This window comes from Mycobacterium sp. ACS1612 (assembly GCF_001667505.1).
Classification (GTDB): Bacteria; Actinomycetota; Actinomycetes; order Mycobacteriales; family Mycobacteriaceae; genus Mycobacterium.
Map to the genome: position 1 here is coordinate 21,486 of NZ_LZHZ01000072.1, position 14,264 is coordinate 35,749.

Consider the following 14,264-nt stretch of genomic DNA (forward strand, 5'->3'; position numbering starts at 1 on the left):
CTTCATGGCCGAAATAGTGTTGGACCGGGTGACCAAGAGTTACCCCAACGGCGCGACGGCGGTGAAAGAGTTGTCGATCACCATCGCCGACGGGGAGTTCATCATTCTGGTCGGCCCGTCCGGTTGCGGAAAGTCCACGACGCTGAACATGATCGCCGGCCTCGAGGACATCTCGTCGGGCGAATTGCGCATCGGCGGCGAGCGGGTCAACGAGAAGGCGCCGAAGGACCGCGACATCGCGATGGTGTTCCAGTCTTACGCGCTGTATCCGCACATGACGGTCCGGCAGAACATCGCCTTCCCACTGACCCTGGCGAAGGTGAGCAAGGACGAGATCGCCAGCAAAGTGGACGAGGCCGCGAAAATCCTTGACCTGACCGAGCTTCTGGACCGCAAACCTGCCCAGCTGTCCGGCGGGCAGCGGCAGCGGGTGGCGATGGGCCGCGCGATCGTGCGTAATCCCAAGGCCTTCCTGATGGACGAGCCGCTGTCGAACCTCGACGCGAAGCTGCGGGTGCAGATGCGCGCCGAGATCGCGCGGCTGCAGAACCGGTTGGGCACCACCACCGTGTACGTCACCCACGATCAGACCGAGGCGATGACACTGGGGGATCGGGTGGTGGTCATGCTCGCGGGCGTCGCGCAGCAGATCGGCACGCCGGAGGAGCTGTACAACAACCCGGCCAACCTGTTCGTCGCGGGCTTCATCGGCTCACCGGCGATGAACTTCTTCCCGGCCAGCCTCACCGACGTCGGTGTGCGGTTGCCGTTCGGCGAGGTGACGCTCACCCAGGAAGTGCACGACCGGATTGCCAAACACCCGAAGCCGAACAACGTGATCGTCGGGATCCGGCCCGAACACCTCGAAGACGCCGCGCTGATCGACACCTACGCGCGGATCCGCGCGCTGACCTTCGGCGTGAAGGTCGACTTCGTCGAGTCGCTGGGCGCCGACAAGTACGTACACTTCAAGACCGAAGGCGCAGGCGCGCAGGCCGCTCAGCTGGCCGAGTTGGCGGCTGACTCCGGCGTGGCTGAAAACGAGTTCGTCGCACGGGTTTCCACCGAATCGAAGGTGACACCCGGGCAGCCGATGGAGTTGGCGTTCGACACTTCCAAGATTGTGATCTTCGACGCCGACACCGGCGCGAACCTGATGCTCGAGCCCGAGGGCGGGCAGGAGCAACCCGCGCCCGCCGAGTGATCGACGTCCTCGCGAAGGTCCGCTCGCATCTCGGCGAGCACTTCACCCGCGCCGGGATCATCGCCGAACCCGACGAGGCCAGCGTCACGTTCCTCGGCACCGAGCGCATCGACGTGCTGCGGTTCGGTCCCGACCACGACGGCGTGAGTCACCATGTGTCCGTAGGCTGTTCGCGCAACCCCATGTTCGATCCGACGGAGATGGTGACCGACGCGCTGCACGGTCCGCGAGCCGAGATCGTCGTCGCGTTGCGCGGCCCGTCACCCACGGGACTGGCCCGCTCGATCGCGATCGTGGCCGCCGCGCCCGCCGTCGAAGGACTGATCCTGGAACCCGACGCGCTGATCGACCTGGAGACGCCGCTGTGGGATGCGGCACCGTTCACCGCATTCTTGTTGAGCCCCAGCGACATCGGCGATGTGCCGTTGACCGACCCATTGCCGCCGGTGAAGCTGCTGGCCGCCACGCCGATCACGGCCACCGAAGCCGCCTGGGTGCGTCTGAAGGGTGCCGACGCGATGCGCGAAGCCTGGACGCAGGACGGCGTCGACGTGCTGGACCCCACCCGGCGGGCCGCGCAGCCGAGCTGACTTGTGCGCCGAAACGGCATTCCAGCACCGAAAGTTCGAGAAGAAGCGTGCTGGAATGCAGTCTCGGCGAAACTACAGCCAGTGGTTGTGCCGGAAGGTTCGGTACAGCAGCGAGCAGACGATCACCATCGTCAGCAGCACCGCCGGGTAGCCCCACACCCAATGCAGTTCGGGCATGTGGTCGAAGTTCATGCCGTAGATGCCCGCGAGCGCCGTCGGCACGGCGGCGATCGCCACCCACGCGGAGATCTTGCGCATGTCGATGTTCTGTTGCATCGCCACTTTGCCGAGCGCGGCCTGCACCAGCGAACTCAACAGTTCGTCGTAGCTGGTGATCCGGTCGGAGGCTTGGGTGTTGTGGTCCAGCACGTCGCGCAGGTAGCGGCGCACCTCTTTCGAGATGAGGTCGTTGTGGTCGGTGCCCATGCGCTGCAGCGCCAGCGTCAACGGCGCAACCGCCCTTCGCAATTCGACGACCTCGCGCTTGAGCAGGTAGATGCACTCGATGTTGGTCTGCGTCAGCGGCGAGAAGATGTCTTCTTCCATCGCGTCGATGTCGGTCTCGATGAGGTCGGTGATGTCGAGATAGTTGTCGACGACATGGTCGGCGATCGCGTGCATGACGGCGTAGGGGCCGAGCTTCAGCGTCCCCGGTGATGCGTCGAGGTGCTTGCGCAGCCCGGCCAGCCCGCCGTGCTCGCCGTGGCGCACGGTCACCACGAAGTCGGGGCCGACGAAGATCATGATCTCGCCCGTCTCGACGATCTCCCGCGCGATCGACATCGAGGCGTGCTCGACGTACTTCACCGTCTTCAGCACCAGGAACAGGGTGTTGTCGTAGCGCTCCAGCTTGGGGCGCTGGTGCGCGTGCACCGCGTCCTCGACCGCCAGATCATGCAGGCCGAACACGTCGGCGACCGCCTGCATCTGGTGTTCGTCGGGTTCGTGCAGGCCGATCCAGACGAACGCGGTGCTGCCTTGGCTCTCCAGTTCGCGGACCTTGGTCAGCGCGGCCGCGTGGGTGTACTTGCCCGGTGCGCGCTGGCCGTCGACATAGATGCCGCAGTCGACCATTGCGCGGGCCACCGGAACGTAAATCGACTTCGGCTCCGGGTGGGTGTGTTTGGTCTTGGCCACTGGCCGAAGGGATGACGGCAATGCGCGAAACGATGGCATCTCTCATCTCCCAGGGGAAGAACCGCTGCGCAGGTCTGATCAGCGGATTAATGCTACGCGCCTCGATGTACCCACACATTCCCGGCAGAACCGGGGTGCGCTAGTTTCGTCCCGGACAGACCTTCGCCCGCGGTGCGGGCATCGAACTTCGCCCAAGGAGCATCCGACGTGAGCACAACTCCACTCAAGGTCGCCGTCACCGGTGCCGCAGGCCAGATCGGCTACAGCTTGTTGTTCCGCCTTGCGAGCGGGTCGCTGCTGGGCCCCGACCGTCCGATCGAGTTGCGGCTGCTGGAGATCGAACCGGCGCTCAAGGCGCTCGAGGGTGTCGTGATGGAACTCGACGACTGCGCGTTCCCGCTGCTGGCAGGCGTCGAGATCGGCTCGGATGCCAACAAGATCTTCGACGGCGCGAACCTGGCCCTGCTGGTGGGCGCGCGGCCGCGCGGTCCTGGCATGGAGCGCAGTGATCTGCTGGAGGCCAACGGCGCGATCTTCACCGCCCAGGGCAAGGCGCTCAACGAGGTGGCCGCCGACGACATCCGTATCGGCGTGACGGGTAACCCCGCCAACACCAACGCCCTGATCGCGATGAGCAACGCACCGGACATCCCCAAGGAGCGGTTCTCGGCGCTCACCCGCCTCGACCACAACCGCGCGATCAGCCAGCTGGCCAAGAAGACCGGCGCCAAGGTCACCGACATCAAGAAGGTGACGATCTGGGGCAACCACTCGGCCACCCAGTACCCGGACATTTTTCACGCCGAGGTCGGCGGCAAGAACGCCGCCGAGGTGGTCGACGACCAGGCCTGGATCGAGAACGACTTCATCCCCACTGTCGCCAAGCGCGGCGCGGCGATCATCGACGCCCGCGGCGCCTCGTCGGCTGCCTCCGCCGCCTCCGCGACCACCGACGCGGCCCGTGACTGGCTGCTCGGCAGCCCCGAGGGCGACTGGGTGTCGATGGCGGTCATCTCGGACGGCAGCTACGGCGTGCCCGAGGGCCTGATCTCCTCGTTCCCGGTCACCACCAAGGACGGCAACTGGAGCATCGTGGGTGGCCTGGAGATCGACGAGTTCTCCCGCGGACGGATCGACAAGTCCACCGCCGAACTCGACGACGAGCGCAAGGCCGTTACCGAGCTGGGACTGATCTGAGTCCCCGTGACCGAAACGCTGCCGCCGAACCTGCAGAGCGGGCAGATCGTCATCACTGATGAGGAGATCTTCGAAGCTCACGCGGGCGGCAAGCTATCTGCGGAACTGAAGACGCCGCTGGACACCCAGCGCGCCCTGTCCATCGCATACACCCCCGGGGTGGCCCAGGTCAGCCGTGCGATCGCCGCCGACCACAGCCTGGCGGCCCGCTACACCTGGGCCAACAGGTTGGTGGCTGTGGTCAGCGACGGCACTGCTGTGCTCGGCCTCGGCGACATCGGCCCTGCGGCCGCGCTGCCGGTGATGGAAGGCAAGTGCGCGCTGTTCAAGGAATTCGGCGGGCTGGACTCGATCCCGATCGTGCTGGACACCAAGGACCCCGACGAGATCGTCGAGACCCTGGTACGGCTTCGACCGTCATTCGGGGCAGTGAACCTGGAGGACATCTCCGCGCCGCGCTGCTTCGAGATCGAGCGCCGCGTCATCGAAGCGCTCGACTGCCCCGTGATGCACGACGACCAGCACGGCACCGCGATCGTCGTGTTGGCAGCACTGATGGGGGCCGTCAAGGCGCTCGATCGTGACATCACCTCGCTGCGCGTGGTGGTCTCCGGTGTCGGCGCGGCGGGCGTCGCGTGCACGAATATCCTTATGGCTGCTGGTGTTTCAGACATCACCGTGGTGGACACCCGCGGCATCCTGCACCCCGGCCGCGACGGGCTGACTCCGGTCAAGGCCGAACTCGCCGGCCGGACGAACCCCGACGGACTCACCGGCGGCATCGCCGACGCGCTCGAGGGCGCCGATGTGTTCCTCGGCGTCTCAGGTGGTGTGGTGCCTGAAGAGATCGTCGCGACGATGGCTCCCGGCGGCATCGTGTTCGCGTTGTCGAATCCTGACCCGGAGATCCATCCCGACCTCGCCGCCCGGTACGCGTCGGTAGTGGCGACGGGCCGCAGCGACTTCCCGAACCAGATCAACAACGTGCTGGCGTTCCCCGGCGTGTTCCGCGGCGCGTTGGATGCAGGCGCCAAGCGCATCACCGAGCGGATGAAGGTGGCTGCGGCCGAGGCGATCTTCGCGGTGGCGTGTGAGGACCTCGCGCCGGATCGGATTGTGCCGAGCCCGCTGGATCCGCGCGTCGGCCCGGAGGTCGCGGCGGCGGTGGCCGCGGCGGCCGCCGAATCCTGATCGGCCCGATGCGCCGACTGGCGGTGGCGCTGCTGGCGCTGATCGTCGTCGGTTGCGGGACGCGGGCGGGGCCGCCGTCGATCGCCGTCGGCGCTACCTCGGATCCGGAATCGAAATTGGTGGCGCACATCTACGCGGCGGCGCTGCGGTTCTATGGCAGTCCCGCGCACGTGAAATCCGTGTCCGATCCGGTGGGTGAACTCGATTCCGGTGGCGTTCGGGTTGCGCCGGGCTTCACCGGTCAACTGCTGCACAGGTTCGACCCCGATGCGACCGCGCGCTCGGATGCGCAGGTGTACCGGACGCTGCTGTCCGTATTGCCGGAAGGTGTTGCGGCCAGCGACTATACGACCGCCGCGGAGGACAAGCCGGCGATCGCGGTGACGGAGCAGACCGCTGCGGCGTGGGGCGGGCGCGACGTCACCGCCGTCGCCCGCAACTGCGCGAAGGTGACCGCAGGTGTGCTTCAGAACGCGTCGTCACCCGCAAGGCTCGGGCAGTGCGCGCTGCCCAAACCCCGCCAATTCCCGGACCACACATCGCTGTTCGCGGCGCTGCAGGCCGGCCAGATCAACGCCGCATGGACGTCGGACGCAACGCCGAACATTCCGACGGAACTGGTGGTGTTGTCCGACAAGACAGCACTGATCCCCGCCGAGAATCTCGTTGCGCTGTATCGGCGTAACGAACTCGACGAACAACAGGTGCTGGCGCTCAACGAAGTGGCGGGTGTGCTCGACACCGGGTCGTTCACCGATATGCGTCGACAGGTCGCAGAAGGCAAGGACCCGGGGCAGGTGGCGGACGCGTGGCTGGACGCCCACCCCTTGGGTCGCTAGTCCCCCTCGCGCCAGTGACCGTGTTTGTACGCCGACACGCTGTGATTTGTGTACATTTCGCGGTCGCTCGCGATTGAGAGTGTGACATCAGTGCGCTTCGGGCACCATCCGGGCCATCACCGTGGAGAACAGACGCTGGTAGCCCGACCCGGTGAGCCGGACGATGAGGTCCAGCGCGGTGGCGTCCGGGCCGACCAGCACGCGGGCCTTGTTCTTGCGGACGCCGTCGAGAATGATCTGCGCCGCCTTCTCGGGGGTGGTGCTGGCAAGCTTCTTGTCGAAGGTGTTGGTGAGCTTCGCCTTGTCGACGCTGTCGACCGTCGTCATGTTGCGCACGATGTTGGTCTTGATGCCGCCGGGGTGCACGGTCGTCACCTTGACCGGATGGCCGGCGAGCTGCATCTCCTGACGCAACGCTTCGGTGAAGCCGCGGACCGCGAACTTCGCCGCGTTGTAGGCGCCCTGCCCCGCGACCGAGAAGATGCCGAAGATGCTGGACACGTTGACGACGTGGCCGTCGCCCGAAGCGATCAGGTGGGGGAGGAACACCTTGGTGCCGTTGACGACGCCCCAGAAGTCGACGTCCATCACCTTCTCGATGTCCTTGAACTGGCTGACCTCGATGTCGCCCGCGAACGCGATACCGGCGTTGTTGTAGATCTGGTTGACCTTGCCGAAGTGCTCGTTGACCGCGTCGGCGTACACCTGGAACGCCTCGCGCTCAGTGACGTCGAGGCGATCGGCTTTGACCGGCGCGCCGATCGCCTTGAGCCGCTCCTCGGTTGTCGCCAGACCTTCGGTGTCGATGTCGCTGATCGCCACGCTGGCTCCCGAACGGGCCAATTCGACGGCCATCGCTTGCCCGATGCCGGACCCGGCGCCCGTGACCACCGCGACTTTCCCGGCGAAGCCCTGCATAACGCACTCCCTCGTGTCGGTTGACTCGGCGTCGAGGCTAGTCGGTACCGCGGGTCCCGCGTACGGGGGCCTGGCAGTGCTGATCAGTTTGTAGTCGAGGATCTCGTCGACACCGACCCGACCGCCTTCGCGGCCCAGCCCTGATTCCTTCACACCGCCGAACGGCGTGGCGGGATCGGAGCAGGATTCGCTGCGTCGCCGCGGCGCCGTCTTCCCCCAACTGGGTTGCGCACGCACGGCGGCGTCCAAGGCGCGTCGACCCATTTGCCGTCGATGAACAGCTGTCGTGGATATGACGCCGCGAATTCGGTGAAGCGCTCGGTCGGGATGGTGGCAGTCATGGCCGAATTCCTTTGTGGTCTCGTAGCCCGCGCGCGAGCAGCTGTGCCACGTGCTGCGGTGGCGGGTTGCCGTGTGGATTGATGTGTGAAATCTGCGTCTGGCAACTGAAACCGTCGGCCGCGATCGCGGACCGGGCCGCCTCGTGTTCCAGTGCCGGCCGAAGTGCGAGATCGGCGACGCGCATTGACACGTCGTAGTGTTCACGCTCGAACCCGAAGTTGCCCGCCAACCCGCAGCACCCCGCTGCTTCCTGCACGGTACTCACGCCCAGGCGGTCGAGCAGCCGGCGCTGGGCGGTCGCGCCGAAGACCGCGTACTCGTGGCAGTGCTGTTGCAGGACCAGTTGATCGGGAAGACACGGCGGCCGCCAACCCTGATCCAGACGGTCCTCGACCGCCGCTCCGAATGTCGTGACGCGGGCAGCCACTCGACGGGCGGCATCGCCGGGCACCAGTTCGGGCACGTCCTTGTGAAGCGCTGCCGCGCAACTGGGTTCGAGTACCACGATCTGTGATGGTCCTGTCGCATCGAGGATCTTCACGGTCCGCTTCAGCACTCGTTTTGCGATCGACAGCTGCCCGGTGGTGATCCACGTCAACCCGCAGCAGGCGCCGCGAACGTTGGTCAGCTCGGCGCCGGCGTCGGTGAGCACGGCAGCGGCATCGGCCAGCAGGTCGGGGCGGAACGCGGAGGTGAACGTGTCGGAGAACAACACTGTGTCGTGGTGCCCGACACTAGACAAATATGGCTGCACTGCCCACTTCCCCGCTCGTGCGCGCGAGAACTCGGGAACAGTTCGTTGCGCGGTGACCCCGCCCGCCGCGGCAACGGCTCTGTGCAGCGGCTTGATCCGGGTGGCGCGGTTGACCACCGACGGCATCAGTCCGGCGAGACGCGCCAACACCGGAAGCCACCCCAGCGAGTAGTGGCTGCGGGGCCGAATCCGACCCCGGTAGTGCTGGTACAGGAATTCGGATTTGTAGGTGGCCATGTCGACGCCGACGGGGCAGTCGCTGGAACACGCCTTGCACGACAGGCACAGATCCAGCGCCCCATGAACGTCGGAGGACCGCCAGCCGTCGGTGATCACCTCGCCGCGCAGCATCTCCTGTAGCGCCCTGGCCCGGCCGCGGGTGGAGTGGTTTTCGTCATGAGTGGCGCGGTAACTCGGGCACATGATGCCGCCGGTATCGCTGCGGCAGCGCGCGATTCCCACGCATCTCTCGACGGCATCGCCGAATCCGCCGCGGTCATGCGGATAGGTGAACCCGCGCAACGAGCCGGTGGTTTCGGCGAGCGGCAGCGGCGCCAAGCTCGCGGTGACCGGCTCCGGATCGACGATGATTCCCGGGTTGAGCAGACCGACCGGATCGAAGGTCTTCTTCACCGCCCCGAACAGGTCGACCATCTGCGGGCTGTACATGATCGCAAGCAGTTCGCTGCGCGATCGCCCGTCGCCGTGCTCGCCGGAAAGGGTGCCGCCATAGCGGGTGACCAACTCCGCAGCAGCGCAAGCGAATCGCCCCATTGCCGCGATGCCGGTGGGCGTACGAAGGTCGAAGTCGATACGTACGTGGATGCAGCCGGCACCGAAATGTCCGTACAACACCCCGGTGAGGCCGTGTTCGGCGAGCAGCTTGCGAAAGTCGCGTAGATAGCCCGGCAGTTCGGTGGGCGCGACCGCGGCGTCCTCCCAACCTGTCCACGTCTGCGTCCCGTCGGCGCGTCGGGCGGCGAGTCCCGCGCCGTCTTCGCGGACCCGCCACAACGATGCACGATCAGCGGCATCGGGGACGATCCGTGCATCCGACAGCTTGCCGTTGCGTTGCAGTCGCAGGACCAATTGGTCGGCCCGCGCGGCGACTTCGCCCGCGTCTGCGCCGTCGAGATCGATGAAGAGCCAAGCGCTGCCGTCGGGCAGGCCGGTCACGGAGTCCGCACCGCGTCGCGCTCGCATCGTCGCAACGATGCTTTCGTCGACGCCCTCCACGGCGGCCGGCGAGAACTCCAGGACGGTCGGCACATCATCGGCGGCGGCCACCACGTCCGGATAGCCGACCGCGACGAGCAACGCGGCCGGGGCGGTCGGAACAAGGGCGAGGGTGGCGCCGACCACGACGGCGCACGTCCCCTCGGTACCGACGATCATGCGGGCGACGTCGAAACCGTTCTCCGGCAACAGATGCTGCAATTGATAGCCCGACACCTGCCGAGGGATGCGGCCTAGTTCCGTTCTGATCGGAGCGAGATTCTCGGCCGCGAGCGAACGCAGATCGGCGTTCAGTGCCCCCGCACGCGCCAATGCCGCCGGGTCATCGGACCGCGCAGGGCGCACCCCGCCGCGGCCGGCTATCACATGGCTGCCGTCGGCGAGCACCAACTCCAATTCGACGACGTGATCGACCGTGCGGCCATGGCGCACTGAGTGATTGCCGCAGGCGTCGTTGCCGATCATGCCGCCCAGCGTCGCGCGGCTGTGCGAGGACGGGTCCGGACCGAATTGGAGCCCATGCGGCCGCAGCACGCGTTGCAGGTCGTCGAGTACCACTCCCGGCTGCACCGTCGCCGTGCGGTTGTCGACGTCGATGTGTCGCACCGCGTTCATGTGGCGCGAGAAGTCGAGCATCAAACCGCGGCCGATGGCGTTGCCTGCCATGCTGGTGCCACCGCCGCGGGGGACCACCGGCACGCCGTGTTCTCGACATGCCGCCAACAGCGCGATCACGTCGGCTGGCCGACGCGGATAGGCCACGCCCAGCGGGGCGACCCGGTAGTGCGAGGCGTCGTAGCCGTACTGCGCGCGGGCTCCCGGCCCGAAGTCGGCGGCGACGTCGAGCCGTTGCACCACCTCGCGGAGCTGCTCAGCAGGCGAGGCCCCGGCTTTTCTCACTGGCATGATTGTTCAACAGTAGAGCAGTACTGCGCGTCCGCCCCGGCGCGCTGATGAGCGAGATGGACGTGGTGGCCGTCGACGAATACGGCCGGGAATTCGACAAAGTCACGTTCCGCCGCCAGGTCCGCGCCTGCGCCGCAAGAACGAGCTACTGCGCGAACGCCTCGTCGATTATTTCCTGCTGCTCGACCGCGTGCACCTTCGACGAACCCGACGACGGCGCCGACATCGCCCGACGCGAAATCCGCTTTATGCCCGACAACCGGTCCGAGCACACCTCTGGAAGCGTCAGCCCGAACGTCGGCCACGCTCCCTGGTTGGCAGGCTCCTCCTGCACCCAGAAGTACTGCTCCACATTCGGATACCGGTCCAGCGTCTCCTTCAGCCGACGCCGTGGCAGCGGGGCCAGCTGCTCGATGCGCACGATCGCCACGTCGTCGCGGTTGTCCTTGGCCTTGCGGGCCACCAACTCATAGTAGAGCTTGCCGCTGGTCAGCAGCAGACGCTTGACCGCGTCGCGGTCGCCGGTGCCCTCCTCGTACGTCGGCTCCTCGAGCACCGATCGGAACTTGCCCTCGGTGAACTCCTTGAGGTCGCTGACCGCAGCCTTGTTGCGCAGCATGGACTTTGGCGTCGCCACGATCAGCGGCCGGTGAATGCCGTCCAAGCCGTGCCTGCGCAACAGGTGGAAGTAGTTCGCCGGTGTCGACGGCATGGCGATCGTCATCGAGCCCTCGGCCCACAGCAGCAGGAACCGCTCGATGCGGGCCGACGTGTGGTCCGGCCCCTGGCCCTCATGTCCGTGCGGCAGCAGCAGCACCACATCGGAGAGCTGACCCCACTTGGCCTCACCCGAGCTGATGAACTCGTCGATGATCGACTGGGCCCCGTTGACGAAGTCGCCGAACTGCGCCTCCCACAACACAAGTGCGTCAGGGTTGCCCACCGAGTAGCCGTATTCGAAGCCCACCGCGGCGAACTCGGACAGCGCCGAGTCGTACACCATGAACTTGCCACCGGTCGGGGTGCCGTCGGTGTTGGTGGTCAGCAACTGCAGCGGCGTGAACTCCCGACCGGTCTTGCGGTCGATGATCACCGAATGCCGCTGGGTGAACGTGCCGCGGCGGGTGTCCTGCCCGGACAGCCGAATGGTCTTGCCCTCGGCCAAGAACGAGCCCAACGCCAGCAATTCGGCGAACGCCCAGTCGACCTTGCCTTCGTACGCCATCTCGCGGCGCTTCTCCAGCACCGGTTTGACGCGCGGATGCACGTTGAAGTCGTCGGGGTACGCCAGATGCGCGTCACCGATGCGGGCCAGCAGCGACTTGTCCACCGCGGTCTTCATTCCCGCGGGCACCATCTGGTCGGACTCGACCGAAGAACTCGGTGCGATCGGATGCTTCTCGAGGTCGCGGACCTCATTGAAGACCCGCTCCAGTTGTCCCTGGTAGTCGCGCAGCGCGTCCTCGGCTTCCTTCATCGAGATGTCGCCGCGGCCGATCAGCGCTTCGGTGTACGTCTTACGCGATCCGCGCTTGGTGTCGATCACGTCGTACATGTAGGGCTGCGTCATCGACGGGTCGTCGCCCTCGTTGTGACCGCGACGGCGGTAGCACAACATGTCGATGACGACGTCCTTCTTGAACTTCTGCCGGAAGTCCACTGCCAGCCGGGCCACCCAGACGCACGCCTCGGGGTCGTCGCCGTTGACGTGGAAGATCGGCGCGCCAATCATTTTCGCGACGTCGGTGCAGTACTCCGACGACCGCGAGTCGTTCGGCGACGTGGTGAACCCGATCTGGTTGTTGACGATGATGTGGATCGTGCCGCCGGTGCGGTACCCGCGCAGCAGCGCCAGGTTCAGCGTCTCGGCGACCACACCCTGGCCTGCGAACGCCGCGTCACCGTGCAACATCATCGGCACGACCGAGAAACCGTCAGGCCCATCGCCCTTGTCCAGCAGGTCCTGCTTGGCGCGAACCAGGCCTTCCAGCACGGGGTCGACGGCCTCCAGGTGCGACGGGTTGGCCACCAGCGACACCTGAATGTCGTTGTCGCCGAACATCTGGATGTAGTTGCCTGTCGCGCCCAAGTGGTACTTGACATCGCCGGAACCGTGCGCCTGCGACGGGTTCAGGTTGCCCTCGAACTCGCTGAAGATCTGCGAGTAGGGCTTGCCGACGATGTTGGCCAGCACGTTGAGCCTGCCGCGGTGCGGCATGCCGATCACGACCTCGTCGAGCGCATGCTCGGCGGCCTGGTCGATGGCCGCATCCATCATCGGGATGACAGTCTCCGCGCCTTCCAACGAGAACCGTTTCTGCCCAACGTATTTGGTCTGCAGGAAGGTCTCGAAGGCCTCGGCGGCATTGAGCTTGCTCAGGATGTACTTCTGCTGCGCGACGGTCGGCTTGTCGTGTTTGACCTCGATGCGCTCCTGCAGCCACTTCTGTTGTTCGGGCTCCAGGATGTGGGTGTACTCCACCCCGACGTGGCGACAGTACGCATCGCGCAACAGGCCAAGCACATCGCGCAGCTTCTTGTAGTCCTTGCCCGCGAAGCCGTCGACCTTGAACTCGCGGTCCAGGTCCCACAGCGTCAGGCCGTGGGTGGCCACGTCGAGGTCGGGGTGGCTGCGGAACCGGGACTTGTCCAACCGCAGCGGGTCGATATCGGCCATCAGGTGGCCGCGGTTGCGGTAGGCCGCGATCAACTCGATGACGCGCGCGTTCTTGTCGACGATCGAGTCCGGGTTGTCCGTGCGCCACCGCACCGGCTCATACGGAATGCCCAGTTCGCGGAAGATCTCGTCGAAGAAGTCGTCGGACAGCAGCAGTTCGTGGATGGTGCGCAGGAAGTCGCCAGACTCCGCACCCTGAATGATGCGGTGGTCGTAGGTCGACGTGAACGTGACCAGCTTGCCGACCCCGAGTTCGGCGATGCGTTCCTCGCTGGCGCCCTGAAACTCCGCGGGGTACTCCATCGCGCCGACGCCGATGATGGCGCCCTGGCCGCGCATCAGTCGTGGCACCGAGTGCACGGTGCCGATGGTGCCCGGGTTGGTCAGCGAAATCGTGACGCCGGAGAAGTCCTCCGCGGTCAGTTTCCCGTCGCGGGCGCGCCGGACGATGTCCTCGTAGCCCGCGATGAATTGCCCGAATTGCATTGTCTCGCAGCCTTTTATGGCGGCGACGACAAGTTGCCGGTTGCCGTCCTTGCCCTGCAGATCGATGGCGAGTCCGAGGTTGACGTGCTCGGGCGTCACCGCAACCGGCTTGCCGTCCACCTCGGCGAAGTGGCGGTTCATGTTCGGGAACTTCTTGACCGCCTGCACCAGCGCGTAGCCGATCAGGTGGGTGAACGAGATCTTGCCGCCGCGGGTGCGCTTGAGGTGGTTGTTGATGACGATCCGGTTGTCGATCATCAGCTTGGCCGGGATGGCGCGCACGCTGGTGGCAGTCGGCACCTCGAGCGAGGCCGACATGTTTTTCACCACCGCGGCGGCGGCACCGCGCAGCACCTGCGTCTCGTCGCCTTCGGCGGGCGCGGGGGCGGCGGCCTTCGGCTTCGCCGCGGGTTTCGCCGGCTCCGGTGCCTTGGCTGGCGCGGCGGCCACGCCATTGCTGGTGTCCGCTTTGGGCGGGGGCGCGGGTGCGGGCTCTGGCGGCGCGACGGGGGCGGCGGCGGACGCCTGGGCCGGTTGACCGTTCCCGGTCGGCGGTTTCGGTTCGGTGGTTGGCTCAGGCGAGTAGTCGACTAAGAATTCATGCCAACTCGGGTCTACCGACGAGGGATCCTCGCGGAACTTGCGATACATCTCCTCGACCAACCACTCGTTCTGTCCGAATGGTGATGGTGAGCTCACGGCAGCTACTCGCCTCGATTCCTTCGCTCAGGCAAGCGGTTCACGCTCGCCACCCATATTCCCGCGGTCCACGGGGATTACCCGGAGG

The 14,264-nt window shown here is 66.2% G+C and carries 9 protein-coding genes; 5 read left to right on the forward strand and 4 right to left on the reverse strand.

Going from position 1 to position 14,264, the window contains the following annotated elements; translation table 11 throughout:
• Positions 1-4 precede the first annotated feature (4 nt).
• Both A5724_RS31110 and A5724_RS31115 read left to right on the forward strand, forming a co-directional pair.
• On the forward strand, positions 5-1,204 hold the full coding sequence (locus tag A5724_RS31110) for an ABC transporter ATP-binding protein (RefSeq protein WP_067811706.1): 1,200 nt from the start codon (positions 5-7) through the stop codon (positions 1,202-1,204).
• A complete protein-coding gene (locus A5724_RS31115) occupies positions 1,201-1,794 on the forward strand; it encodes a suppressor of fused domain protein (RefSeq protein WP_067811709.1) in 594 nt (197 codons plus the stop codon). The genes A5724_RS31110 and A5724_RS31115 overlap by 4 nt, the downstream gene beginning before the upstream one ends.
• Positions 1,795-1,866: 72 nt before the next feature.
• On the opposite strand, the gene corA is transcribed toward A5724_RS31115, so the two are convergent.
• Positions 1,867-2,970, reverse strand: a complete 1,104-nt coding sequence (gene corA, locus A5724_RS31120) for a magnesium/cobalt transporter CorA (protein WP_067811712.1) — start codon at positions 2,968-2,970, stop codon at positions 1,867-1,869.
• Positions 2,971-3,138: 168 nt separating this feature from the next.
• On the opposite strand from corA, the gene A5724_RS31125 reads away from it, so the two are divergent.
• The 3 genes from A5724_RS31125 to A5724_RS31135 are packed head-to-tail and all read left to right on the forward strand — an operon-like array spanning position 3,139 to position 6,158.
• Positions 3,139-4,128, forward strand: coding sequence for a malate dehydrogenase (locus A5724_RS31125; RefSeq protein ID WP_067811714.1), 990 nt, complete (start codon positions 3,139-3,141; stop codon positions 4,126-4,128).
• Between the two features lie 6 nt (positions 4,129-4,134).
• Positions 4,135-5,319, forward strand: coding sequence for an NADP-dependent malic enzyme (locus tag A5724_RS31130; protein ID WP_067811716.1), 1,185 nt, complete (start codon positions 4,135-4,137; stop codon positions 5,317-5,319).
• A gap of 8 nt (positions 5,320-5,327) precedes the next feature.
• Positions 5,328-6,158 carry a glycine betaine ABC transporter substrate-binding protein gene (locus tag A5724_RS31135; RefSeq protein ID WP_067811719.1) on the forward strand — a complete coding sequence of 277 codons (831 nt, stop codon included), beginning with the start codon at positions 5,328-5,330 and terminating at the stop codon, positions 6,156-6,158.
• A gap of 87 nt (positions 6,159-6,245) precedes the next feature.
• Here the strand turns inward: A5724_RS31135 and A5724_RS31140 are convergent, their stop codons facing one another.
• From A5724_RS31140 to A5724_RS31150, 3 genes are all read right to left on the reverse strand, one after another.
• Positions 6,246-7,076, reverse strand: a complete 831-nt coding sequence (locus A5724_RS31140; RefSeq protein WP_067811756.1) for an SDR family oxidoreductase — start codon at positions 7,074-7,076, stop codon at positions 6,246-6,248.
• Between the two features lie 337 nt (positions 7,077-7,413).
• Positions 7,414-10,314 (reverse strand): FAD-binding and (Fe-S)-binding domain-containing protein, encoded by a 2,901-nt coding sequence (locus tag A5724_RS31145; protein WP_067811721.1) that lies wholly within the window; start codon positions 10,312-10,314, stop codon positions 7,414-7,416.
• 145 nt (positions 10,315-10,459) lie between these two features.
• Positions 10,460-14,176, reverse strand: coding sequence for a multifunctional oxoglutarate decarboxylase/oxoglutarate dehydrogenase thiamine pyrophosphate-binding subunit/dihydrolipoyllysine-residue succinyltransferase subunit (locus tag A5724_RS31150; protein WP_067811724.1), 3,717 nt, complete (start codon positions 14,174-14,176; stop codon positions 10,460-10,462).
• Positions 14,177-14,264: the final 88 nt, after the last annotated feature.